Source organism: Sphingobacterium sp. HMA12, assembly GCF_002933815.1.
GTDB lineage: Bacteria > Bacteroidota > Bacteroidia > Sphingobacteriales > Sphingobacteriaceae > Sphingobacterium.
In genome coordinates this window covers 298508-325469 of record NZ_BEYR01000002.1, presented here as the reverse complement: position 1 = coordinate 325469, position 26962 = coordinate 298508, and the positions used below count along the sequence as shown (strand labels likewise).

The window sequence follows — 26962 nt, the reverse complement described above, 5'->3', positions numbered from 1 at the left end:
TGGCTATGCTGTTACAGCACTGCTAAAGTACATGTTGTTAAAGATAGCGGATGAGTAGGATAACTCCAAAAGGGGGGAAGCGGTCCGGTCAGCGCATGTATTTTGTCCAAGCAGCTGGGTGCCCCCAAACCACAGTTGCATATCGTCGCAAAAAAGACAAGGTTAAAGAGCCCTTCCAAAATATGGAGAAAACAAATAGAAAAGGCTTTCTTGCGAGAAGAAAGCCTTTTCTATTTGTTTTAAATCCACCGTCAGAAGAAGATGAAGTTCTTATTAATGAATACCCTTAAATATACGGTTCCAGCGGATTTTAGAAAAGCCCGAACCGATTTCATCCCAGCTCATCCAGGTGAATAATGCCTTACCCACGATATGATCTTCAGGGACAAAGCCCCACCCTCTTGAATCCAGGGAATTGTGACGGTTATCTCCCATCATCCAAAAATAATCCATTTTAAAAGTGTAGCTATCCGCTTTGACATCATTGATATAAATTCCGTCAGCCCGTTTCTCCAATTTATTATTTTCATAGACGTGAATTGCACGTTCATAAATTGGTAGCGTCTGCGCGTTCAGCGCAACCGTCCAGCCCTTTTTAGGAATAAGTATAGGACCGAAGTTATCAAAATCCCACTTATACTGAGGGTCATATGGATAGGCCCCCTCCCCTACTGGACTTCTTCTGATTTCTTTTACATTTGACCAGGATTTCACCAATGCCAGCTCATCCTTGGTCATAAACAACTGATAAACTCCTGGCTGTTGATCAGAGCCTACAGCCTCTATTCTCAATTCCCGAAGACGATCCATGTTCAATGGCGTCCCATCGGTCAGCACCAGATAATCCAATTGACTTTCAGGTGGGTCAAATCCGGGCTGGTCGTTGACAAATAGCTTTGCATCCTTCATTGAGATCTTATCTCCCGGCAAACCTACACAACGTTTGATATAATTTTCACGTTTATCTATTGGTCGGGCCTGAATGGTGAATTGTGCATTAACTGTTTGCCAACCATATGCTCTTACAAGATCATAGTAACTTGCATTCTGATTTTCCAGGGCCACTGTATCCCCTGCAGGGAAATTAAAGACAACAACATCATTCCGTTCGATCTTTTGAAAGCCCGGCAGACGTTTGTAAGGCAGCTCGATAAGCTCAGAGTAGGCTTTACCACCAGTTATCGGCATGGTATGATGCGCAAATGGAAAAGCAATCGGCGTATTAGGCACCCGGGGGCCATAATTCAATTTACTCACAAATAGAAAATCACCGATCAATAAAGTGCGTTCCATTGATCCGGTAGGGATCATGTAAGCTTCAATTAGAAATCCACGAATAAGTGATGCGGCAACAGTTGCAAACACAATGGCGTCAGCCCATTCACGCACCATAGATTTTTTATAAGGGTATTTAATCTTGTATTCCTTATAGGACTCCTGCTCAATTTCTGCACGCTTTTCCTCAGTCAATTCCACGCCTTCCTGTGCGGCAGTCTTCAGATTTTTAGCATACAAGCCATTTAAAAAACGTACATTATTATCTTTTGCCCACATTGGCAGTACAATAAACGGCGCCAAAACAGCCGCTGCGTTCTCCCAAAAGCGACGCTTGCCAAAACAATGGATAAAGTCGAGATATAGGTTATAGAAAACAAAAATATTAACGATCGGAATCAGCAATAAGATCACCCACCAGGTTGGCCGTCCTGTTAATTTGGCTTGAATATATTGACTATAAAAAGGTACGATTGCTTCCCAGCCTTTTCTGCCAGCTTTAACAAACAATTGCCACAATCCATATCCTGCTATTGCCGTTAAAACCGCAAAGATAATTAACCACATAATCTATTAATTAGTACTATTTATTAAAATCGAAAATTTCTGTCACTTGATAAAATCCCTTTTTACCGTTCAGCCACTCAGCAGCGACTACCGCACCCAAAGCAAAGCCGTCGCGGCTATGTGCGGTGTGCTTAAATTCTATCTGATCTACTTCGGAACTGTACAACACGGTATGTGTACCCGGAACTTCTTCAATTCGATGGCTCTCTATGAGAAGTTCTTGTGGCTTAGGAATAATTTCATCCTGCTCGCCCACGACAGTATTGACCCAGTTTGTCTTCACATCACTGTGATCCAAGATACCTTCCGCAATGGTGATTGCTGTGCCGCTCGGTGCATCCAATTTGTGGATATGGTGGATTTCTTCTACCTGAACATCATATTGTTTATAAGGCTGTAAAGCCTGTGCCAACATACGGTTGATATGGAAGAACACATTCACGCCGATCGAAAAATTTGAACCATATAAAATGGTTCCCCCTGAGTCCAAACATTTTTCTCTGACACTTTCCAGTTGATCGTACCAGCCCGTTGTCCCTACAACAATCGGCACACCAGCTTCCAGGCAAAGATTCATATTATCCAGAGCAGCAGATGGCACACTAAAGTCGATCGCTACATCAGCTCCCTTAATATCATCAACTGTCAGGCCGGGACGATTATTTTCATCCACAACTAAAAAAATCTGATGGCCTCTTTTCAGTGCATACCTTTCGATAATCTGCCCCATTTTGCCATATCCCAAGAGAATGATGTTCATATATCTAGAAAATAAAGTATAGTTTATTTTTAAAATTAAAAAATTCCAGTGAAAAACAGATACAAAACCGTGGTTAACAACGATTTTTTATTAAAAGTGTCCCTATTCAAAGACCAATAAGAACCTTAAATCATCATCCAATGATACTTAATACGCACTCCGACCCGAAGTTTTAATTGAATTTCATGGACAACTTTAATCCAACAGTAGGTTTAAAAGTAAACGAACCAGATGCAAGACTCGCATCCATTAATGTAGGTCCAATAGAAAAAGCCGTCTTTTTGGGCTTATCATCCCCGATACTCCAGCGATATTTTAGCATCGAATCGATATAAGCTTCGGCGACGTTCAATCCGTACACACCAAGTGTGAGTAATACCATCAGATCGCGGTCTCGCCTTGCATTATCTTTTGCACGAATAATTGCTTCTGATGGACGACCTTGATAAAAAGGATCCTCCGGCAACCCGTCTTCCCTCGCCTTTAGCACCCCCAGAAGTTCTTTGTAATATTTATTATTAAAATCGAATACGAGCACTGTAGTCGCCAATCCGCCATAGATCGCAGGAACTTTTATCCACCATACACCACCATTAGTATACTGCCCCCAACCGGGAAGTACCAAAGAACGTTTCCAGGCCTGTTTATTCTTTGCTTCAATCGCTAAACGCGTAGAATCTTTAAATACGACCTTCTCCTTCGCTTTGGCTTCCTCCTTTTCACGTTTTTTACGTTCTTTTCGGGATTCCTTTTTTACTGTATCCTGCGCTGATTTTGGCTTCAAGCTTTCTGTTTTGATCGTTTGAACCGTCTTTTTTGGAATTGTATCGACAGCCTGTCCATGCACCATGAGTACAGCAAATAGGGCAAAAAACAAACTAATTAACTTGGTCATATTACCAATCTAAAAGTTCAAGAATACGGCTCAGATCATCCTCAGATTCGAAAGGAATCTCAATAGCTCCCTTACCTTTGGTGCTCTTTAAATTCAATTTCACTCTTGACGAAAATTTCGAAGCCAGATCATCTTCAATTTTCTGCAGCTGAAATGACATTGGAGTTTTGTCCTTACCAGCTTTTTTCTTACCCCCTTTTTGAAGCTCACGCACCAGCTCTTCGGCTTTTCTAACCGAAAGACCTTGGTCAATGATCAATTTAAAGATATAGAGCTGTTTATCTACTTCTGAGATATTGATCAATGCGCGCGCATGGCCCATAGTCAGCGCTCCGTCACGTATGGCTGCTTGGATGACCGGTGGAAGTTTTAGTAAGCGCAAATAATTCGTTACCGTCGAACGGTTTTTGCTGACGCGCTCGCCCAACTCCTCTTGCTTTAAATTACATTCCTCGATCATGCGCTGGAAGCTTAATGCCACTTCAATGGCATTTAAGTTTTCACGTTGGATATTCTCGATCAATGCCATTTCCAGCATCTGCTGATCATTGGCCGTACGGATATAGGCTGGAATCTCCGTCATTCCCGCCAGTCTTGAAGCCCGAAGACGTCGCTCCCCGGAGATCAACTGGTAGTTTCCATTCGAAATTTTGCGTACGGTAATCGGCTGGATCAAACCTTGTAAGCTAATGGATTCAGCTAGTTCCTGTAACGCAACCGGATCAAATTCCGTACGAGGTTGAAACGGATTCACCGATATTTCTTCTACGCGGACGTGGCTGATGCTGCCATTTTCTTTCGTTGTATTTGCTGTAGAGGGCGTCACTAGAGGAGCTTCCTCTACTTGCTGATTATTTTTAGCAGGAGCTTCTACACTATCGTTTAATAGCGCACCTAAACCTCTTCCCAGTCCTGTTTTACGCTGATGTGCTGCCATATTATGCGGTTACTGTTGTATTCATTTCATTAAGATGCCCGTTTTTCTGCAATATTTCACGCGCCAAATTCAAATAATTGATCGCACCTTTACAGGAGGCGTCGTGCATGATAACAGAGATACCGAAACTAGGAGCTTCACTTAAACGGGTATTACGTTGAATGATGGTATCAAAAACTAAATCAGTAAAATGCGTTTTCACCTCTTCAACAACTTGATTGGAAAGCCTTAAACGCACATCATACATCGTCAATAAAATACCCTCGATCTCCAAACTAGTATTTAAACGGTTTTGAACAATTTTAATTGTGTTCAGTAATTTCCCCAAACCTTCCAATGCAAAATACTCACATTGAACCGGTATGATTACTGAATCGGATGCTGATAGGGCATTAATGGTAATTAATCCTAATGAGGGTGAGCAATCAATGATGACAAAGTCATAATCATCTTTTACTTGATCCAAGATCTTTTTCATCTTGTACTCGCGCTCGTGCATATTGATCATTTCAATCTCTGCACCTACCAAGTCAATATGAGCCGGTAAAAGATCAAGATTGGGCGTTTCAGTGGACTGAATAGCGTCTCTTGGGTTCAGATCATTAACCAAACATTCATATATACTTTCATTGATTGTACGAGGGTCAAAACCAATCCCAGAAGTGGAGTTTGCTTGAGGATCCGCATCCACCAACAATGTTTTATATTCTAAAACCGCCAAACTAGCCGCCAAGTTAATTGACGTTGTGGTTTTTCCGACCCCACCCTTTTGGTTTGCGATTGCGATTACTTTTCCCATCTTGAATGAAAACCTTTCTTAATTAAAATGTCATTTTACACTACATTTCACTTTCCTGAAGATCAATTTGTCCAAATATTTACGCTAAATTTAAATTAGCCTAACAAATTCAGCATATTTTGTACTTTTGATTGATCAAAAGCACATATCCTCAGGATGCTAAGATACAAAAAATCAGGATATGTATCCACTTTGAAATAGTGCTTTTTATAAGTATCAACAACACAATGATTTTAATAATATCCGGAACAAACCGTCCTCATAGTAAGACGTTAAAAATAGCAAAATGCTACCAACAGTTACTTAATCGTAAATCCGTTGAGAACGAGATCCTTTCGCTATCAGATCTCCCTGCAAATATTTTAGAAACAGATCTTTACGGAAAAAGAAGCACCGCTTTTGAACCGATCCAGCAAAAGGTCAGCCAAGCCGATATGTTTATTTTTGTCGCCCCTGAATACAATGGAAGTATTCCCGGCGCGCTCAAACTTTTTATTGACTGCTGTACCTTCCCAATTAGCTTTTACCACAAAAAAGTTGCGTTGGTAGGATTATCTTCTGGAAGATATGGCAACCTACGCGGAATAGATCATCTCACCGGAATATGCCACTACCTCAGAATGCATGTCCTCCCGCTCAAGATATTCCTCCCCAATGTGCAACAGGAACTGAACGAAAACGGAGAATTATTTAAAGAAGACACGCTCCAATTTATCAACGAACAGATTGAAGAAATCGTACGGTTTTAATCCATTATTGCAGGTATTGGCCTTTGCGCATTCCCCCAACAGGTACATTGGAGCGTTTCATATATTTTACGCGCAACAGTGCGGATCATTTGCCAAGAGAAGGATATAATGGGTGACCGAATCATAAAAAAGAAGCCTTCGACATAGCGAAGGCTTCAAATCCCCTACCTAAAATAGGAATAGCTAAAAAAACTAATACCCAAACAATTCTTTTAAGTCAAGTTTTTTCACTTCGCCCAATTTAGCAAGATCTTCCTGTTTGATGCCATCTTCCTTCGCTACAATACAGTACACATACGGTTTTTGGCTCATTTCATTCTTGTGGAACATATTTAAGTCGCCATAAGTCAACTTAGGCGCCTGTTCATAAACAACTTTACGGATATCTGTTGTATTGCCCAGGCGTTGAGCTGCCAGATAGCTGCTTAAAATAGATGCGTTCAGCACCCGCTCACTGGCGATGGATTTCTGTAAGCTTACCTTTGCAATATCCAACCCTTTCGCACTTTCAGGCAGCACATCCAATAATTCATTCATACCCTTGATCGCTTCATTAAATTTATCAGCCTGTGTGCCGACATAAGCGCCTACTGTATAATGATTTTCTTTTTTATAGGGCTGTCCATAGAATGCGTAAGTAGAATAGGCCAGCGCTTTTGACTCACGAATAGTCTGAAAGACAATACTTCCCATGCCACCGCCAAAATAATTATTGAACAACGACACTGTTGGTGTTAATGGGTTCGAGTACAGACCGGATGTTCTATACCAGAATACTTCGGCTTGCTTCATATCAAAATCAGCAAATAGCACCTGATTTTTAGTTGTTGGTAGTTCAGTAAACACCAAACTTTTTGCTCCTTTCACGTAGTCCCCTGTACCCAGTTTCAATGGCTTTGCCTTTGCCACAAACTCACTGGCGCTCAATGGCCCGAAATAAAGCATAGTGTGCTTCATATTGGCCAGATCATGCAGTGCTTTTACCAAATCTTCCGCCTTCAACGCATCCAGTTCCGCATCTGTAAACACATTATTGAATGGGTTTTTGGCACCGTATTTTGCATACGATTTTAGGCCCTCCATGATAGCACCTTTGTTTTCCTTAGCATTGGCTCTGGACTTCTTGAGGCGCGCAATATACATTTTGAAAGCTTCCTGATCAGCAACACAATTGCGCAATAAATCCTGAATTAAAGATTGTGTAGCGATAAAATTCGAATTTAAACCCGAAATTGAAACCAATGTCTCCTCGTTTCCGGCAGACACCGAAAAATCAGACGCCAATTGATAAAAATCCTTACTGAATTGCTCACTGGATTTATCTTTTGTCCCCAAAAACTCCAGGTAACCTGCTGCCAGCGAAAGTAATTTATTATTCCATTTACCTACATCAAAACGATAGGAAAGCGAGAATAATTCGTTATCATTATTCTTTACCGCAAGTACAGGCAGGCCATTCGCGCTAGCTTTCTGAACATCTTTATTGTAGTCTACCCACACCGGCTGGATTTTATCCTCAGGCATTGCTTCCACTGTCTTCAGAAAATCAGATTGATCGTCACGATTGACAGTGACCGGTGTAATTTCCGGCTTCACAACCTTAACGACATTATTGTCTACCCCTTTGCGTTTATAAACGACAACATAGTTATTAGCGTTTAGATATTTATTGGCAAAATCGACGATATCCTGTTTTGTAATCTTATTGAGTCCATCAGAATAACTAACCACCGACGCCCAGTCCTGACCTGAGGTGAAAGCATCCATCAAAGCTTCGGCACGGTCACCGTAACTTTCATTCTGTTTGATCTCATCTTTTTTTGCATTATTGACAATCGCGCCTATCAGGTCATCAGAAAACTCACCTTTTCGCAATTTGTCCAGTTCTTTAAGTAACAATTGCTGCACCTCCTCCAGGCTCTGTCCTTGGCTTGGATTGCCCTGTAGAATCAATAAGGAATAATCTTTCAAGACATAGGGGAAGGCTCCTGCACCCAGCAATTTCTGATTCTTTACCAGATCCAGATCGATCAGACCCGCTGACCCGTTCGTCAGAATCTGACTCATCAGATTTAATAGTTGGGCATCCTTGGTCGCGGCCCCCGGGAAACGGAATCCCATAAACATAAATTCCGCATCCGGCCCTTTAACCTCCCGAACAATCGGACTTAAAATAGGTTTTTCAGGATCAAAAGTATATGGCGGTATTTCTTTTGGCTGCATAAAAGCAAAACTCCGGTCCACTTTCTTTACAACCTCCGTAGGATCAAAATCACCAGACATGATCACCCCCATATTGTTGGGTACATAATAAGTATGAAAATATTCACGGATTGCTTTTAATGACGGGTTTTTCAGATGTTCCACTGTACCGATCGTAGTCTGCTTTCCGTAATTATTATTTGGGAATGCCGCTTCAAACATAGCCTCAACAGCTTTGCGGCTGTCTTTATCCAATCCGATATTTTTCTCTTCATAGACCGCCTCCAGTTCCGTATGGAACAGACGCAGTATCGGATTTCTAAAACGTTCGGCCTGTACCGCAAGATATTTATCCATCACATTACTTGGAATCTGCTCCTGGTATACCGTCTGTTCAAATGAGGTAAATGCATTTGTTCCTTCGGCCCCCATGGATGCCATCAGCTTATCGTACTCATTTGCGATTGCATACTTTGCAGCTTCACCGGACACACGGTCAATTTCCTTGTATATTGCTTTCCGCTGTGTCTCATCAGTCGTACCGTTGTACTTTTCATAGAGCGCGTCAATCTCATCCAACAAAGGCTTTTCTTTTGCCCAATCTTTGGATCCAAATTTATCGGTCCCTTTGAAGAGCATGTGCTCCAGATAATGCGCCAAACCAGTATGGTCCTTCGGATCGGTTTTACTTCCTGCTTTTGTCGCAATGTAGGTCTGGATACGTGGTTCTTTTTTGGTTGGACTTAGAATAACGGTTAGGCCATTTTTAAGTTTATAGAATCTTGAATGGGTGGGGTCATTGGTCACATACTTGTATACGTACCCCCCCTCAGAAGCTTCTTTCCAGTCAAATTTGGCATTTTGGGCAAACAAAGCTCCCCCCGCTGTTGTTAGAGCAAACGTTACAGCGGTAATTTTAAATAGATTTTTAATCATATTTCCTTTTTCTTTTCAACTCAAACTTAGATAAATTGCTGTGGATATGCAATATAATTACGAACATATAAAAACAATTATTAAGCTCCGCTGTTGTTGTACATGTTTCTCTGTCGCTGAAAAGCGTCAATTTATGCCCCGTAATTAACCAACTGTTAAAGGAAAATTGCTACAATGATTTATCATTCTTACTTTTGCAAAAATTTTAAAAAACGCTAACGTTTTAATTCATGAGATCAAGCATACTTGTTTTTGTGATCTTCGCGCTTCTTTCCTTTCGTACAAATGCGCAGGTCACCCCCAGAATAGAAAATCAGAAAGATACGTTAAATAGCCCCACACCGGCAAAAACTAGATTAATATTTCAACTTGAACACGAGAGTGGTGGTGAACTCAAATTCAATGAGCGTTCAAAAGAAACCCTTGCCGACTCTTACTATAGCGGACTTAATTTTCGGGTTGGTTTCCAGACACAGTTTCAAGACTCCTTAAAGAGCATTTACAATGAAATATACAACTACCCCATCTATGGTGTGGGAATCTATAGCAGCACTTTTGGACAGGAACATTTGGGACGACCGTTCGCACTCTATGGTTTTGTAGCGATACCGATTAAACCCAAAATAAATTCGAGATGGAATTTCAACTACCGGATTGCACTTGGTCTCTCGGGCAGATTCAATCCATACAACGAGGAGGATAACCCTTTTAACCTCCTGATAGGAAGTAAAAACAATGTATTTATTGACTTTGGACTTCAGGCCAATTACCGTCTAAGTCAAAAATTCCAAGTGGGTGCAGGTGTTGCGTTCCATCATTTTAGCAATGGTGCATTGGCATTGCCAAATACAGGAATAAACCTGCTTCCTTTAAGTCTTTCGGTTTCGTACACCCCAACAAGCAAACCTTTCGATTACAGGAAAACTAGCGTTCCAAAAATGGAAGAAACCGAAGAATTGCATTTCAATTACGCTTTTGGTTTCAAACAGATTGATCGCGAACATGACAGTCAATATTTTAAATCGACGTTAGGGGCTTTTTATAGCAGGCATTTGGGATACAAATGGCGTCTTGGCGCTGGAATGGATGCTTTTTATTCCGCAAGCGGAAATGATGAGAAAGTCGCTGGTGACAAAGCAGGGAGCTTTGGAGCATTATTTTCCTATGGCCCTGCGTTCTACATTGACCATGTATTAAATTCCAGACTATATATCAATGGAAATGTCGGCGTATACTTGCACCGCAATAAATTCAATGGTGAAAGCACGCCTGTATACCTAAGGGCAGGCGTACGCTATAAAGTGTACAAAGATTTCTTTGCCGGAGTTTCCATTAAAGCACATGGCGGTAAAGCAGACTTTATCGAGTGGACAACAGGGTATGGATTTAGGCTGGGTAAGAAACGGGCAAATCCAGTCAGCAATTAACAGTTGCTAGTAGCACCTGCGCATGCTAAAAAAATAAGGGGCATTATAAAGCACCCTTTAAACTGCATAAAAAAAGCGTTCATAAGAACGCTTTTTTTATTGTGGGGATTACTGGATTCGAACCAGTGACCCCTACCTTGTCGAGGTAGTGCTCTAAACCAGCTGAGCTAAATCCCCTAACGAAAAAAAAGCACCATTTGATGATGCTTTGTGGAGGCTACTGGATTCGAACCAGTGACCCTCTGCTTGTAAGGCAGATGCTCTGAACCAGCTGAGCTAAGCCTCCGTTTTGGATTGGTGGAGAATACTGGATTCGAACCAGTGACCCTCTGCTTGTAAGGCAGATGCTCTGAACCAGCTGAGCTAATTCTCCGTCTTTGTATGGTGGAGGCTACTGGATTCGAACCAGTGACCCTCTGCTTGTAAGGCAGATGCTCTGAACCAGCTGAGCTAAGCCTCCATACTTTTTAAAGAACGCCGTTCCCTAATTGCGTGTGCAAATATAGCTTAAAAATTCTATTCTCAAAATTATTTTCAAAGATTTTCTACCGCAAAAACCGCAACAAGCTAAAAAACACGGACATAATTTTCGCAACAATTAATCATAGAACTTCCACGAAATACCAAATCTAAAGTTTGCTGTATTCATTGGATAACGCCTTACCGTATAATAGCCATTCGGATAAAAATTCTGATTTAGGAAATTATAACTTAAAAACATATTGACCCGCTGTATATTTGCCGTGACCCATAAGTCCATAATGGGATAAGTAGAAAATTCGATCTGCTGATACGCGTTATAAAACTGTCCTGTCCCTATCGAATAATTCGGATTGGCATAAGGTGTATTAAATTTAGCGTCAATACCGATACTGTAATCAATGACTTTATAAAAAAGATTACTATAATAGAGACTATGCCAGGTATAAAGCTCAGGAATCGCCAGTACATTCTGCTGATCCGTCTTTTGATAAACCACCAGGTTGTCCAGGGTAAAATGATTAAGTTTAAACTTCTGCCCCACACTCACCTTCAGCAAATTCGCGTTATCCAATTGCGCAGGATTGATCCACTTATCTTTCTTCCGATCATTCTGCGGATTCGATAATTCTTCAAAATAAGTATAATTATTCATCCGAAAATATTCGACCTTTCCATTGAATCCCAATGTCGGATTACGGTACTGGAATGTCAAATTTTGTATTTTGGTCTTTTTTAGATCCAGATCATTCCATTTTGCATAGGTATAATTCAGGTTTTCAAAAACCATTTCGGGTGATTTATTTTGTGAATAAGCAGAAAGTGTCACCTTTCCGATTTTATCCCCCATGGAAATATCCGCCTTTGCTTCATAGAGAAAATCACCAATATTATGTCCGAAAACAATTTGGTTGGCTTTCAGGCTGAAATCCAGCCGATCAGAAAATTTGTAGCCCAGCTCACCCTTGACAATCCCATTTTGATAGAAACGATCAAATGTTGTACTATCCGGCAATTTCTTCAATGGCTCAGGGTATGCGGCCTGATTGGTATAGTAACGCAAGGAGTCTACCTGGCTTTGTTCCACCCAGTTCATATCATGCTGGAAAGCCAGATTTAGCTTAGCCTCATTTTTAAAAATTGATTTACCACGCAGAAAGAAATTGTATTCAAACTCATTGGAGACATTCGTAATACCTGTTTTATCATTATTCAACGTCAATGCTTGATTATTGTAAGGTAACGCAGCATTTTGATCATTCATATTTTTAAAGAAGTTATATGTCTGCTTCCGGATCCTTGTATTGTGCGCCATACTGTTTGTTGGATAAATCTGCATGGTCGGTTTTCCTTTGTCTACCGTGTCGATTCTGCCAACATATAAAGATTGTCGCAGGAACAGCGAATTATCCCACCATTTTGACCGCGGTATCCCGGTTCTGCCTGCATCATAAAACTTAGGAATAAACCGATCCGGAGCTTGCCTATTTTCAGGAGCAAATGGCCGGTCTTCGATAATGGAGCCATTTTCCATTGCATCCAAACGATTGAATACAGCATTAATTAGGAGATTATACCGGTTATTTTTGGACTCATACCAAGAGGCAATGGATGCTTTCAAATCAGAATAGCTCTGACCTAAATAAAAACCATCCGTTTTCGTCGAATGAAAATCCACATTCATATTCCATTGCGAATTGATATTTTGCGCAACCCGCGCCCTGAAGACCTGATCATTAAAAAAGAATCCCACTGCCGACAATTCCGAATAGCGTGCCCTTGCCCTAAAATATTGAACAGAATCCGGGTTCAATAGATAACGCTCCAAGGCAGTAAATCCAGACTGAAATCCAATTGTCTTTTTGGGTTGAAATAATAAATCGCGTGTGGCAAGACCGTAAGACCCCAGATTTATACTGGGATTCCAGGGCGTATTTTGGGGATTATAATATTGGTAATTATGGTGTGAAGTATCTATTTGCCTTGTATAAGTTCCTTTTTTCAGCATATCCAATGTCGCATAACGGATATACTTTGCAGACAGGATAACCGAATCTTTTTTTCCATCTTCTTTGGCTCTCGCTGAATCCAATGCGCTGCTCCATTCCTCCTTGCTTTGTGCAATAACATCCATGGAACAAACAAGTAAGACACACAGTGCGGCTAATACGCGTACGATCAACTTCATCTAAAATTGTATATAGTCTAAATTTACTGCAAAGCTATCAATTCTTTCAAAATTAATGTCATCTTAGGTTCCGCTTTCTCCGCAACAGCGACGATTTCCTGCAAAGAGACAGGTTTTAACACATCGTGAAAGCCCTCATCCGTAACAACAGATATCGCGAACACCGGAAGAGCCATATGATTGGCAACAATTACCTCTGGTACGGTACTCATGCCGACCACATCCCCACCAATAGTTCGCATAAAGCGGTATTCAGCTTTTGTTTCTAGATTTGGCCCCTGCGAGGATACATACACAACCTTTCGCGCTGTAATTCCATGCTTTGATGCAATTTCAATTGCCTGGTCAATCATAACACGATTATAAGGTTCGCTCATATCCGGAAAACGAGGTCCAAATTCAGTCAGGTTCTGCCCACGCAATGGATTGTCGGGCAAGAGGTTGATATGGTCTTCAATAATACCCAGATCCCCATTTCTGATCTCCGGATTCAAAGAACCGGCAGCGTTTGACACAAAGAGTTTTTTGATACCCAGCACTTTCATGATACGAATAGGAAAAGTAATCTGTTGCATATCATACCCCTCATAATAATGAAGTCTTCCTTGCATAGCAACAACATTCTTACCATTTAATTTTCCAAAAATCAATTTACCGGAATGGAATTCTACTGTAGAGATGGGAAAATTAGGAATATTGGAATACATCAGCTGATATTCGATCTCAATCTCATCAACCAATTTACCCAAGCCAGTACCGAGGATGATACCGAATTCTGGAGTAAAATCTCCAATTTTTCTACGGATAAACTCCGTTGTTTCATTTATGCTATGATACATACGTACAAAAAAACTAAGTATCTCAAACTTAACTTAATTTTTTTGTACGTACAAATCAAATATCGTTGCTTAGTTATGCGAAAGCGCCTTTTCACTTGCTTTGCCCGGAGAGCTGACTAAAAGCATCAGGAAAGTGATAAAACCATTGATAATAATCAGGTCCAATCCGATCACATAAGGCGTATACACCTCAATCACATATGTTTTCAGCAAATACAATAGGGTTGGCGAAAGCACACAAATATAAGGCACCGCTTTATCTCGCACAGCCGATTTTGTAAAAATCCCGAAAACAAACAGCCCCAACAATGGCCCATAGGTATAGCTCGCCGCAGTAAATATTGCGTTCACGACAGAATCGTCATTGATCAGCTTAAATACAAGAATAACCAGCAACATGACAATCGAGAAAGCAAAGTGAACATAATTACGCTGTTTGACAAGAGCAGGATCATTCGGATTTTCCTTTTTATTGAAGTTCAGAAAATCCACACAGAACGATGTTGTCAATGCCGTAAGCGCGCTATCGGTTGTTGCAAAAGTCGCCGCTGTCAGCCCCATCATAAAGATGATCGCCGGAACAATAGCCAGGTGATTCAATGCAATCTCCGGGTAAAGGTAATCACGGGTCGCTAATTGTGAGACATCAATACCATTTTTTGCGGCGTAGATATATAATAAGGCCCCCACAGCCAAAAAGAAAATATTGATCACCACAAATACGCTTGTGAATGTAATCATATTCTTCTGCGCTTCTTTGATCGTTCCCATGGACAGGTTTTTTTGCATCAGATCCTGATCAAGCCCTGTCATGGCAATCGTAACAAAAACCCCGCCCAGGAATTGTTTCCAAAAATTGGCTTTACTGCCTACAAAATCATCCCAGAAGAAGATTTTGGAATAACTGCTTTCTTTCACTGCTTCGAAAGTATCCACAATTCCAAAATCCAGTCCTTTGGCCATAAAATAGATCGAAAGAATAACGGCAGTCACTAAAAAGGTAGTCTGTAGGGTATCTGTTACAATGATCGTCTTTAAGCCACCTTTATTCGTATATAGCCAAATAAGCACCAGACAGATTATTACAGTAACTGCGAAAGGTACGTTCCAGGCATCAAAAATAAAATGCTGCAAGACAATAGCGACCAGGTATAAGCGAAAGGCCGAACCGATGGTACGGGAAACCAAGAAAATCGCCGCGCCGGTTTTATAAGTCGTATGTCCAAAACGCTCCTCCAAATACGTATAGATGGAGGTCAGGTTCATTCTATAATACAAGGGGAGCAATACATAAGCGATAATGACAAAGCCGACTGCATTTCCGAGAACAAATTGAAAATAGCTGAATTCAGATGCTCCCACGGCGCCCGGAACTGAGATAAAGGTCACACCGGAGAGTGCGGTACCGATCATCCCAAAGGCCACCATATACCATTTCGAATTTCGGTTGGCAACAAAAAAGGTGGAATTATCAGAAGATCCTTTTGAGGTGAAGTGCGCTACTGCGAGTAAGACCGCAAAATAGATCACAATAAAGGATAATAATATAACTGGTGACATAGTTTGTTTTTAATAGGTGATTTGATAGCTGATGATTTTAATGTGTCCCCTGATAAGCTTCGATCGCTTGCCTTACATTGCCAAATTGTTCCAGCAAAACCGCAGCTTCTTCTTCTGTAGCCCCCGTCTGATCCATAATGATCCGTACGCCACGACCGACCAATTTATGGTTTGACAGTTGCATATCGACCATTTTATTTCCCTTCACACGCCCAAGCTGAATCATGACCGCCGTACTGAACATATTTAACACAAGCTTTTGTGCTGTACCGGATTTCATACGGGTAGAACCGGTCACAAATTCAGGCCCTACAATAACCTCAACAGGATACTGTGCAATTTCAGCAATCGGAGAACCGCCGTTACAGACAATACAGCCTGTTACCAAACCTTTTTCGTTTGCGGTCTTCAGGCCACCGATGACATAAGGGGTAGTGCCCGACGCAGCAATACCGATAACCACATCATTTTCGTCGATATCATATGCCTCCATATCCTTCCAGGCCTGTTCCAGATCATCTTCTGCAAATTCAACGGCTTTGCGGATCGCAGTATCCCCGCCTGCAATTAACCCGATGATCCACTCAAATGGCACACCATAAGTCGGAGGCAATTCAGATGCATCTAAGACCCCTAATCGACCACTTGTACCGGCTCCGATATAAAAAGTCCGACCACCAGCCTTCATTTTCTCCACAGTAACCTTAACCAATGCTTCGATCTGAGGAATAGACCTTTCAACAGCTAGCGGCACAGATTTATCCTCGTTATTGATATTAGTCAATAATTCATGTACAGACATCTTGTCCAAATCCTGATAATTCGAATCTTTCTCCGTTGTATTAACCATTCTTAATATATATTGTATTTCTTAATTCAATAAACCGGGTATATCCACTATTTGATAACCTTTCTTTTTTAATATGTTGATCATATCATCCAAATGATGATACAATTTATCTTTCCTTTTTTCATCCGTCCCCATATGGATCAAAATCATGAAACCATTCAGGCCGAACTTCTCTTCATAAGACCAAAGCCCCTCCAAAATCGCAACGGATGACAGATAACGTTCACCCATCTCTGGATAGGTATAATCTGCGGCAGTCCGTATTCCGGGCGTGTAATTGATTGAAGATAACCCTATTTCCTTTGCCCATGCTACCGTCTGGCTATTATACCATTCATAAGAAGGAATATAATAATGCAGTTGACATGTATCAATCCCCGAAAGTGCCAGCTCATCCACATTGGTCTTCAAATCCCGCAGAAACGAATCCCGGCTGACCAGCAATTCATCCCGACTCCCCCAATCACTGATCAGGAGATGCTTATCAGAATGCCCTGACACCACATGCCCATCTTTTAACATCCTTCGAACATAAGGCTTGAAAACTGCATTCCGCAGGTAGTCCCCCGTAAGGAAAAAGTTCCCTTTCACATGATGCCGCTTTAAACTATTCAAAACCGCATCCGTCCCCTCCGATAAATCGTGCCCCGTAAAAAGTAGGGCCACTTTTTTCACTGTAGAATCGCCGCGGACAATAGCCCCGAATACATCCCTGTTTACTTTTTTCCCACAGGCTCCTCCAATGCCTTCCCTTCTTTAGCCGCTAGCAAGTAGATCAATGAAGCCGTTCCATCCATAGTAGGCTCATTGGTACTGTAGTCACCATAATCGTCATGATAGACGGCAAGGTCACTCTGAAATTCAGCATAACTATCAGGATTATTCAGCTTAATACCGATCAGGTTGCGATAAGTAGATGCCATGATCGGGCCATCCACCAGTCCACCGTCAATCGGGTGCTTACCCAGATAGGTAAAAGCAGAATGCGGATCAACCGGAGTATCACCCCAGGAGGGAAGTCCGTAGACCATGCTTGTCCCCCATGGATTCGCACCAAAGAGCCAGTCAAAGTTTGCCTGTTCCAGTTCATCAAACTGATTATCTCCTGTCAGCTCTTTATACCAAAGGCATTGCATCACGAACGAAACAGTTAGATTGTTACTGCACCAGATAAAAGGAACCCCTCTTAAAAATGCATTTTGTTCCGCACGTTTATTAACCTCTTCAATACCTAGCCTATAATATGAAACAATCTCCTCGCGATCCTGTCCTTTTAATTTTTTTGCCAATTCATAATGTCCCAAGTTGATAAAAGGATACCACTGATAATGTGCAGCTGTATCTGTTATCATCCAGGGTGTTATTTTTTCCTGTCTGGCATACTGCATAGCCTCCTCGGCGAACTTATTTTTCTTTGTTGCCGAAAATCCCATTGCTGCTGCTAGCTGCATATCATCCACCCAATTGTCTTCGGCATAGATATAGGGTGATTTGACCGAAACCGTCTGTGTCACCCCAGGTTTTATATTTGCATATGCATAAGCTGTCTCCGCTTTCTGTGACAGCAATTTTGCATATTTTTTATCCTCTTTCCCAAAAAGCACAGATCCCAAACGGAAAGCACTGCTAAACTTCCCAGCTGTAGAACTTGTCCCTGTGGTGTTATTCATAAACTTGCCCCTTTGTTGCGGTTCGCCATCTATAAAATACACCGGGCGTTCAAATCCACGGTCATAATACGGATCTTCTTTAGGCATACGCATACTGGCATGATCCCTGTCATCCGCGATCTGATTGTACATCTGATTCGCCTTTGGATGCATTTTCAACAACCAGTCCAGTCCCCATTTAGCCTCATCCAACACATCAGCACGACCGTTCTTTCCATCTAAGCCATTGGCCTGCTTTTGATCCGCAAATACCTGTGGAAAGTCCCGATAGGCCGCCAGTAGATGAAACGTCGCATTTGCCGAGGTGGTTGCATACTGCAAATAGTCGGAAGCGTCATGCCATCCTCCACCAGCATCAATACGTGAACTATCCGCTACACCGACTTTACCTGCATAGAGCGTAAAACCATCGTGCGTATGACAACTGTCCTTCAAAAAAGGATTGAACAGCGTCCGTTGCTGACGCATGTAACGCAATACAAAGTCTGCCGCCCCCCTATAGACATCAGGCGCAATTCTAAAATCTGGAGATTTAACCTCTCCGACCTGGATGAAAAAGCGTCCGGTATCCTGCATGGCCGAGAAATCAAATCGAAAACTCTGAACAAAAGGGCCATAGGAACCAAAATCCTTCCCTACTGGATGAACATAAACCGTTTTACCTGTCTCTGCATTTTTAACTTCAAAAGAACGAAGCTGCCTGATTGATTTCCCGCCCCATACCGCGACCTTTTTGCCTGCCGGAGTATAGCCTAATTGGTTTATTCGAATCCAAGCATTTTGCTGTGCTTCCGCAAAGTTACAAACAAAACATGCAAAAACAAGCAAAAAAGCTTGACGTAAATTTAAGAAGTTTAGACATTCTTTTATCATAATAAGGCATTTATTTTTAATAAAATCAACTCAAACGGTTGTTTAAAACCTCAAAGAAACTATTTTCCCATCCATCGTACTCGCAACTACTTCATTATTACCATGTGTAGCAACAGGGTTGACCATGCCATTGGAAATTTTATACTGCCAGATAACCGCGCCTGTTTTTGCATCCACAGCCGAAAGCAAACCCGAATGACTCGGCACAAATACCAATTTACGGTTTGTTTTTATTGCCGAAGGCGTCAATTCATAGGGCAATTTTAGCTTTGATCTCCAGATCACGTCCATTTTTTCACCTGTAGAAGAAACACCCAGCAAATCGCCGTCCATTGTCTTCACATAGACCTGTTTTTTATTTACTGCCAATCCCATAGATTCCCGCACACGTATCGTATCCTTCTTTTCCCGCCAGATCACAGCGCCATTCTGCGCATCCAACGCGGTCATAAACCGATCCGGCGCAACAACAAAAATGCGGTTATTTACGCCAACAGGATTACAGGCGGCAGCGGAAAACATACGATTAGTCTGCCCATTGTTCCATTTCCAGGCGAGTTTACCTGTTTTGCCATCCAATGCATAAAACCCATTTCCCCAGGAACCAAAGATCACATTACCCAAATAATAAGTAGGCAATGTGGATACAAACCCCTCGACTTGATCAAAGCTCCACCTCAAATTTCCGGTCTTTACGTCCAATGCCCTGAATTTGCCATCCGAACCACCGATAAAAGCAATACCATCCTGAATCAACGGCGACCCCAATACGGCTTTATCTGTTTTTACCTTCCAGAGGAGTTTTCCATCCGCGGCGTCGACGGCATAAATAAAGTGATCTGAGGAGCCGGCCACAACAATACCTTTCCAGACAGCTGGAGTGGAATACACCTTTCCTCCGGTCCTGAAAGACCAAAGTTTTTTTCCAGATTTAAGATCCAGCGCAAAGATATCTCCTGCAGTATTTGAAGTAATTACCTTATTCTTATCAATGGTCAGCCCTGCGCCAATGTCGCTTGCATCTTCGAACGTCCAGTTTACATGAACAGCATCCGCATACTTCTCATTGACCGCATAACTTGGCCGTGGATAAGTTGCAGTTTCGCGGTCATAGTGATGGTCAAACAATGGCACTTCTAACCAAGGTTTTTCTTGTGTCCCAATTCCTGGATTACGCTCCTGATAAGAAGCCTTTCCATCACCAATAGTTACAATATTATAGCCACCTACAGGTTTATTTGCACGTAGGTTGGATCGCCCCATTACACCGGGAATCCCTTCCCAGTCATAGGCCTTGTTCACATGTCCATGTCCGCAGAAAGCCAATTGAACATTGCGTGTTTTAACGCGCTTCAATGCATCAAACCAATTGTTCAGGGATGAATCTTGAGGATAATGGTTAATATAAATTAATGGCGTTTGTTTGTCAGGGTTCGCTGCAAAGACAGAATCCATCCAAACCAGATTTTCACGCGGTATCTGCCCCGGACTCATGCGCATATTCGGACCGGAATTGGTGCCTATAAATTGATAGCCCTTATGTTTAAAGAAAAACGTCTCCCCACCAAAGACAGTACGGAAGGTATTGGCTCCATTTTCAGACCAGTTTCCATCATGATTGCCCGGGATTACATACCAGGGCAGCTGCAAGCTATCCAAAATCCGTTTTGCTACTTTAAGTTCTTGATCAGCACCAAATTCGGTGATATCTCCCGAGAGAATAACAAAATCAATGTCTTTCAATGTATTAAGATCCTTTACAGTACGTCGCAGATCTTCCGCTCCTGTTGCACCACCAACATGTGTGTCAGTGACGTGGGCAAATTTAAAGGATTGCGCAAAAGAGATATTGATAACGCACAATAATGCAATAATAAAGGATAAAAATTTAGATTTCATGGTTAAATATAAAGATATTACTCTTAAATCAAAAACAAACACGCATAAATACGCAATTTAGTAACCTAAATAATACACTCTATCACTTACATTACTGGTATAATGTCGTCTTGATAAAAACTGGACGGGATTAGAAACTTTACCCTCTTTACCTGTTGGCACCATTTTTCAATATCAGCATGCTATATATTATAGTTATAAATCCTACTGATAGCAGGCGAAACAGAGAACACAACCGACGGTTTGTTGGCACTATGGCATCATGAATCATCTGTATTACCTTATCGACATTACCCCGTCTAAATACTGCTATCGTCGAATAATTCTAACCATATCTCTCATAATTAGCCTGATCCGAGACCAGCTGGCCGATACTTGCCGGTCCGGATAGAAATAGACATCAAAATGAACACCATCAATTAAAAACTTCAAAACATCATATCCCGGATCTTTTCCTCTAGTACCTGAGATGGATGCTGCTCAAGGTTCATTTGGCGAGTTATAAAAACATGCACCATGGCTTTCACCTTAAAAAAAAGACAGCATTTATTCGCAACGCTTTAAATCTATCGAGCATCGCGATATACGCCTGTTTCCGTTCCGATTCATCATATACACCTATCGACCAATACACGAAAAAAATCCCTGCTAATACAAATTAGCAGGGATTAGAAATTTTAAAAGCTCAATGGTATTTTACCAACCCTTCGTTTGAGTCAATTTATAACCGCGTTGCTCATATTCGACCATCTGCGCCTGGCCAACAGGTGCCAAATAATTTTTATCCATAATCGCATTTCTGTTTGAAGCATTTTGAACCACAATAAATCCGACCATTTCAGCAGCATTTGAACCATTGAAGGTCACGACAGTACCATCCGCCTTTCTAACTTTAGTCACATTAACATAGTTAGCCTTCAAAAAATCCGGAGCCTGTTTTGCTACATCGACCCAGATACCGGTAAAGTAATCCGTATTTTTGGAAAAATCCATATAATTTAGTTTCTTCCATCTTCTAAGATCCATTAAGCGCGAATACTCAAAGACAAACTCCATGCGACGTTCACGACGAATCTCCCACATCAGAGGTGACACATCTCCATCACGCAAAGGATCACTTGCAATAGCCCCTAATTGGAGAGCTGCTGTTTTCTTCACCCCTCTTGCCACCGCTGTTTCGTCCAGAGGCCTGTTACGAATCGCATTAATCGACTTATCTATATCCGATTGGCTTACAGCAGCACCACCAAAGAACTCAGCCAAAATCTGCTTCGCTTCCAACCAGTTCAATACGACTTCCGCATAACGGATAACAGGAGCATCAGAAGTATTTGTATTGGAATTCCATTTGGAATAATCCGGATTGGCACTTGGAATTTTATAGCCATTTCGCGCAACATACTTGGTTCCATAAACAAAAGTAGAGGCTTTCGAGTTTAGATCAGTATCAAATGAAGCCTCAAATCGAGGATCGCGTGTTTTCGCTAAATTTGCCAGGGAGAAATCTGAGGCATTTTCAACGGTAGATGAAGCGAATGGCTTGCCATCAACACAAATAAATTCCTTGATCAGATTCAAATTCGGAGCTGACGCCTGTGCTTCTATACCATTTTGATAAGAACCGATTGCGTGAAATACATTTACAGAAGCGTCATACTTACGATAAAGAATAACCTCCTTGTTACTATTTAGGTCCTGCGAAGAAAACAAACTTTTAAAGTCCGAACCAAAGGAAAATTTACCGGAACTCATCACAACCTCAGCAGCATTTTGCGCTAACTCCAAGTATTTTTTTGCTTTAGCTTGATCCAGACCATGGTATTTTTGCCAAGATCCTTCAAATAACATCAGGCGTGAAATAAAAGAAGCCGCCACGTATTTATTCAAGACATTCACCCCGTCATCATTACGCATATTTTGCAGCACAAATACAAAGTCATCATACACGTGATCCATCACTTCACCACGATTCATACGATCTTTGTACTGCGTATCAAAATCCGCCGCAGGTATTTCTTTCTCGAAATAAGGCACATCACCAAACACGGAAACTAAGCGAGCATATTCAAAACCTTTGAAAAAACGGGCTACAGCTGTCCAATGGTTATACTGATCCGGCGTTAAATTAGGCTTAGCCATATTCTCCAGACGATCCAGAAAAATATTAGACTTACGCACCCAGGAAAAATTCCAGGTAGGTCCCGCGTAACCACTCAACCAGTCTCCTGCTTCAGCAACGGAATACCTTGAGTCCGGAATCGAGTTTTCAAAACTAGTCTGCTGACCACTAAAAGTCAAATCATCAGAAAAGTTATACCCTCTAACCGGTGTATAATCCGTCGTATAGGAACTATTATAACCATTGAAGTATTGTGTATAAAATCCATTCGCAAACAACCGGAGGTCATTTTCATCTCTCCAATAAAGACCTTGGCCGTCTGTAATTTTATCTAGGGCCGGGCGGTCCAACAAGCTGTTACAGCCCGTCAACCCCATGGAAACCCCTAATATTATATATAAAAATTTTGCTTTTATTTTCATGATAATTTCAATTAGAATGTCAATTGAACACCCACAGATGCCGACTTAAAGGTTGGCGTTCCAACCCCCGTACGTCCGCTGTTGTAATTATTTTTTGCCGCATCAACAAACATATTCACACCGTCCACAGCTTCCGGATCGATGGGCAGCCCCTTTAGCTTATCCCAGGTAAAGAAGTTTTCCAATGCCGTGTAAACCCGCAGGTTACTTATACCAATCCGTTTTAACGTACCCGCCGGAACCGTATATCCAAGTGTCAGATTCTTCACGCGCAGATAAGACATATCTAGCAGATAGCGGCTTTGAACCTGCATATTGTTGATGTCGTTAGTTCCGGCATTATTAAAAGGAGCAGGATAAAACGCATCGGTACGATCTTTAGTCCAGTAATTTGAAGACATGACCGCAGGCATAGCTCCATCCGAAGAATTGAATCCGGCCTGTGCTAAGAAACCTGTTCCCCATACCTGTCTGCTACCTACACCCTGAAAGAACGCCGAAACATCGAATCCTTTAAAATCAGCCCCCAAACGGAAGCCATATTCATATCGTGGCGTTGAATTACCGATCACTTTCAAATCACCATGATCTGCCAATGTTTTCTTACCATTATCGATCTTGCCATCTCCGTTCAGATCTTTGAATTTAACATCGCCGGGACCAAAGCGGAATGTAGCGGAATTTTGCACCCAGCTCTGATAAGCTCCATTCGGATCCGACAACTTATTCATTGTCTTACCGTCTACAGTTATCGTAACCAAATCTTCTCCATTATAGACGAAATCACTATTTTGGTATAAGCGGTCTGTTTCATATCCCCAAATCTCACCATAGGTCTTACCGCTATAGTTTTCAGTAACAATCGATGTTGTACCATATTCGGTGATAACAGATTTCGCATCCGAAATGTTAGCACGTAAATTGATCCCTAAGCCATTTTCAAAACGATGATTATAATCTACTGCGAATTCCCATCCACGGGTACGCAATGCACCAAAATTACCCATCGGTGCTTTAGAACCAAATGTTGGCGCGACACCTTCCATTGGAACAATCATGTTTTTCGTATCCCGTTGATACCAATCAAATACGAAGCCCAATTTATTTTTAAAGAAACGTGCATCAAAACCGACATCTAATGTTGCGATATCTTGCCAACCTATAGCAGATAAAACTGCCGCTGGCGACCCTACATACCAGTTCCTATCACCCGCATTTCCTATCCATGTAGATTGCGAGTTTTCCATAAAACTCGTGTATAACGCATTGGAAACAGATTGATCTCCAATACTACCCCAAGAACCGCGGATTTTCAATTGGTTCATAAAATCGCTGGACCAGTCCATAAAAGACTCTTGCGAAACTACCCAGCCGGCGGACACCGACGGATACCACTTCCATCTTAAATTCGTCGGAAATTTTGAAGATCCATCTCTACGTAAATTCGCCTCAAAAAGATACTTATCTTTATAAGCATAATTAACACGACCAAAGAAACCGATCTGTGATTCCCAAAATTTTGCCCCCGAGCCAGTCACAGTTCCAGAACCAAATGTCAATTGCGGATTCTTAATATCGAGTAATTTAGTAACTTGAGTCCAAGAATTTTCTGTTTTCTCTGCAATACGGTTCAGCCCCAACATAAATTTAAAATCATGACCGCCTTCAAGATTTAAATTATACGTCGTAAATGCATTGATTGTATGACGTAAAATATTCGAATTGTCCCTGCGGTAATGATCCGGATTAGAGCCCGATGCTGTATATGTAAAATAATCTAAATCATACGCTGGTACAGCCCCTGCAGCCGAAGCATCCACATAATTACCAGTGCCATCCACATACATCTGATTACCTGAAGCATCCAACTTTTTCACTGGAGCACCCCATGAATTACCAGCTGTAAAACGGGTTCCCGGCTGATTCCAGAGCATTTCCTGATTTGACAGTGTATAATCAAAATCAAGTTTCCAATTTTCCATAAAGTTTACAGTAGCACCCGCATTAAAGTTCATATAGTTCTTAACCTGACTCGCTACATTTGCCGCTCCGGTCTCATAGGCCGGACTACGAATCGGATCACCGTCACCATCATTTCCGTATGGATACAACGAACTCCATCGGTACATATAGAGCCATGGGTCAGCCGTAGTTGAATTTGTCGCATATGGATATTGTTTATTTGTCCGCGAATAGATGGCACCAGCGCGTGCCGTGATATACTTATTGAGTTCACTTGTAACTCTTACTGATGCATTGTAACGTGAGAATTGATCTGTATTTGTTTTTAACATGCCGGACTGATCGAGCATTCCCAACCCCACGTTATAACCCGTTTTGCCAGTCTTCCCTGACAGGGAAAGATTATGTTGTTGTGTTGGAGCCCATTCTCGAATCATATAGTCAAATGGATCGTAAGTCCGGACACCGTATTTATATCCTGTAGCAGGATCAAAATACCAGTCACGCCCATATAAAGTCGGATCATTTTTACCAATAGAACCACCATATTTATCTTGCCATTCAACAGCTCTTTTATAGCTCTCTTCATTGATTTTATAGAAAGCTCCAACAAAATTGTTTCCCTCTCGTTTTCCAGCATCTAATGAATACCTCAAAGCATCCACCGTACCCATTTCATATTTCTTGAATGGATTCTGAAAAGAGAAATTATTGGAATAACTGATGGTATTGCTTTCGGTTTTAGCTCCCTGTTTCGTTGTAATCAGAACAACACCAAATGCAGCCTTAGCACCATAAATGGAAGCAGCAGCAGCATCTTTTAAAACAGTTATAGACTCAATATCGTCGGGATTAACAACATTAATACTTGGGATTTCAACATTATCCAATAATATCAATGGATTACTGGACCCATTGATGGACCCTATTTGCCCGCGAATTTTAATTGTCGGATCAGACCCAACCTCACCATTAGGTATGGTGACACTCAAGCCTGGTGTACTTCCTTGCATGGCCCGACCAGCATCGGCAATTGGCCGCCCCTGCATCGTCTCTTTAATATTAATAGAAGCAACTGCCCCCGTCAAATTCCCTTTCTTTTGGGTACCATAACCTACCACAACCACTTCTTCCAACGATTGATTATCATCAACCAATGTCACATTAAGTGTATTCGAAGTAACGGTGACATCTTGTGCAACATACCCAATGGATGAAAAACGCAATTTGCTTCCCACCGCAGCTATGATCTTAAAATGCCCCTGTGCATCGGTTTTTGTAGACACACTTCCGCCAATGACAGAAACGCTTACTTCTGAGACTGGGCCTTTTCCATCCGTTACAGTACCTTGCACCGTATTTTGAACCGAAGTCTTCGATGAAGAGCGAAGCAGGGCACCCGTCAAGTTAGCACTGCTCAAAGCGCCCTCTTTCTTTACGAAAGAATAGGATTCAGAAGGAAAACTCAATCCAAGAGCAACAGAAAATAGTACAAATTTTCTCATTGATTATAGAGTTTTAAAAATAAATGATTCTAGTTAGTATTGTTAGTT

18 protein-coding genes and 4 tRNA genes are annotated in these 26962 nt (G+C 41.6%); 3 read left to right on the top strand and 19 right to left on the bottom strand.

The window, feature by feature from the left end:
• Nucleotides 1-50 precede the first annotated feature (50 nt).
• A complete protein-coding gene (locus tag HMAT_RS15045; protein WP_104383674.1) occupies nt 51-290 on the top strand; it encodes a hypothetical protein in 240 nt (79 codons plus the stop codon).
• Here the strand turns inward: HMAT_RS15045 and lepB are convergent.
• The 5 genes from lepB to HMAT_RS15020 all read right to left on the bottom strand — a co-directional run bounded on the left by lepB (nt 274) and on the right by HMAT_RS15020 (nt 5233).
• Complete coding sequence (gene lepB / locus HMAT_RS15040) at nt 274-1842, bottom strand: signal peptidase I (protein WP_104383673.1); 1569 nt, start codon at nt 1840-1842, stop codon at nt 274-276. The two genes, HMAT_RS15045 and lepB, sit on opposite strands and share 17 nt — an antisense overlap.
• Before the next feature lie 16 nt (nt 1843-1858).
• Entirely contained in the window at nt 1859-2602 is a 744-nt protein-coding gene (gene dapB / locus HMAT_RS15035; RefSeq protein ID WP_104383672.1) for a 4-hydroxy-tetrahydrodipicolinate reductase, read from the bottom strand.
• A 172-nt stretch (nt 2603-2774) separates the two neighbouring features.
• Nucleotides 2775-3497: a DUF5683 domain-containing protein gene (locus tag HMAT_RS15030; protein WP_104383671.1), complete on the bottom strand. Its 723-nt coding sequence runs from the start codon at nt 3495-3497 to the stop codon at nt 2775-2777.
• Nucleotide 3498: 1 nt separating this feature from the next.
• On the bottom strand, nt 3499-4434 hold the full coding sequence (locus HMAT_RS15025; protein WP_104383670.1) for a ParB/RepB/Spo0J family partition protein: 936 nt from the start codon (nt 4432-4434) through the stop codon (nt 3499-3501).
• Nucleotide 4435: 1 nt separating this feature from the next.
• Nucleotides 4436-5233 carry a ParA family protein gene (locus tag HMAT_RS15020; RefSeq protein ID WP_104383669.1) on the bottom strand — a complete coding sequence of 266 codons (798 nt, stop codon included), beginning with the start codon at nt 5231-5233 and terminating at the stop codon, nt 4436-4438.
• 227 nt (nt 5234-5460) lie between these two features.
• Here HMAT_RS15020 and HMAT_RS15015 point away from each other — a divergent pair, with 227 nt between their 5' ends.
• Nucleotides 5461-5982, top strand: coding sequence for an NADPH-dependent FMN reductase (locus HMAT_RS15015; RefSeq protein WP_104383668.1), 522 nt, complete (start codon nt 5461-5463; stop codon nt 5980-5982).
• A 192-nt stretch (nt 5983-6174) separates the two neighbouring features.
• Here the strand turns inward: HMAT_RS15015 and HMAT_RS15010 are convergent, their stop codons facing one another.
• Nucleotides 6175-9120 carry a pitrilysin family protein gene (locus tag HMAT_RS15010; protein WP_104383667.1) on the bottom strand — a complete coding sequence of 982 codons (2946 nt, stop codon included), beginning with the start codon at nt 9118-9120 and terminating at the stop codon, nt 6175-6177.
• Nucleotides 9121-9350: 230 nt separating this feature from the next.
• On the opposite strand from HMAT_RS15010, the gene HMAT_RS15005 reads away from it, so the two are divergent.
• A complete protein-coding gene (locus HMAT_RS15005; protein WP_104383666.1) occupies nt 9351-10547 on the top strand; it encodes an acyloxyacyl hydrolase in 1197 nt (398 codons plus the stop codon).
• 102 nt (nt 10548-10649) lie between these two features.
• On the opposite strand, the gene HMAT_RS15000 is transcribed toward HMAT_RS15005, so the two are convergent.
• The 13 genes from HMAT_RS15000 to HMAT_RS14945 form a co-directional block, all read right to left on the bottom strand.
• Nucleotides 10650-10724: transfer RNA gene (locus tag HMAT_RS15000), tRNA-Val, on the bottom strand.
• A 34-nt stretch (nt 10725-10758) separates the two neighbouring features.
• Nucleotides 10759-10833, bottom strand: a tRNA-Val gene (locus HMAT_RS14995).
• A 9-nt stretch (nt 10834-10842) separates the two neighbouring features.
• Nucleotides 10843-10920 (bottom strand) — tRNA-Val (locus tag HMAT_RS14990).
• Nucleotides 10921-10929: 9 nt separating this feature from the next.
• Nucleotides 10930-11007: transfer RNA gene (locus HMAT_RS14985), tRNA-Val, on the bottom strand.
• 138 nt (nt 11008-11145) lie between these two features.
• Nucleotides 11146-13215 carry a putative porin gene (locus HMAT_RS14980; RefSeq protein WP_104383665.1) on the bottom strand — a complete coding sequence of 690 codons (2070 nt, stop codon included), beginning with the start codon at nt 13213-13215 and terminating at the stop codon, nt 11146-11148.
• Between the two features lie 23 nt (nt 13216-13238).
• Nucleotides 13239-14054 carry a purine-nucleoside phosphorylase gene (locus HMAT_RS14975; protein WP_104383664.1) on the bottom strand — a complete coding sequence of 272 codons (816 nt, stop codon included), beginning with the start codon at nt 14052-14054 and terminating at the stop codon, nt 13239-13241.
• Between the two features lie 69 nt (nt 14055-14123).
• The gene (locus HMAT_RS14970; protein ID WP_104383663.1) at nt 14124-15614 is read right to left on the bottom strand and encodes a sodium:solute symporter; all 1491 of its coding nucleotides are present in this window, start codon (nt 15612-15614) and stop codon (nt 14124-14126) included.
• Nucleotides 15615-15651: 37 nt separating this feature from the next.
• Complete coding sequence (gene murQ / locus HMAT_RS14965) at nt 15652-16464, bottom strand: N-acetylmuramic acid 6-phosphate etherase (RefSeq protein WP_104383662.1); 813 nt, start codon at nt 16462-16464, stop codon at nt 15652-15654.
• A 21-nt stretch (nt 16465-16485) separates the two neighbouring features.
• Complete coding sequence (locus HMAT_RS27445; RefSeq protein ID WP_233789347.1) at nt 16486-17139, bottom strand: polysaccharide deacetylase family protein; 654 nt, start codon at nt 17137-17139, stop codon at nt 16486-16488.
• A gap of 41 nt (nt 17140-17180) precedes the next feature.
• A complete protein-coding gene (locus HMAT_RS14960; protein WP_233789343.1) occupies nt 17181-19007 on the bottom strand; it encodes a glycoside hydrolase family 9 protein in 1827 nt (608 codons plus the stop codon).
• Nucleotides 19008-19049: 42 nt separating this feature from the next.
• Nucleotides 19050-20906, bottom strand: a complete 1857-nt coding sequence (locus HMAT_RS14955) for a PQQ-binding-like beta-propeller repeat protein (protein ID WP_104383661.1) — start codon at nt 20904-20906, stop codon at nt 19050-19052.
• Between the two features lie 696 nt (nt 20907-21602).
• Entirely contained in the window at nt 21603-23447 is a 1845-nt protein-coding gene (locus HMAT_RS14950; RefSeq protein ID WP_104383660.1) for a RagB/SusD family nutrient uptake outer membrane protein, read from the bottom strand.
• Nucleotides 23448-23458: 11 nt separating this feature from the next.
• Nucleotides 23459-26914 carry a TonB-dependent receptor gene (locus HMAT_RS14945; RefSeq protein WP_104383659.1) on the bottom strand — a complete coding sequence of 1152 codons (3456 nt, stop codon included), beginning with the start codon at nt 26912-26914 and terminating at the stop codon, nt 23459-23461.
• Nucleotides 26915-26962: the final 48 nt, after the last annotated feature.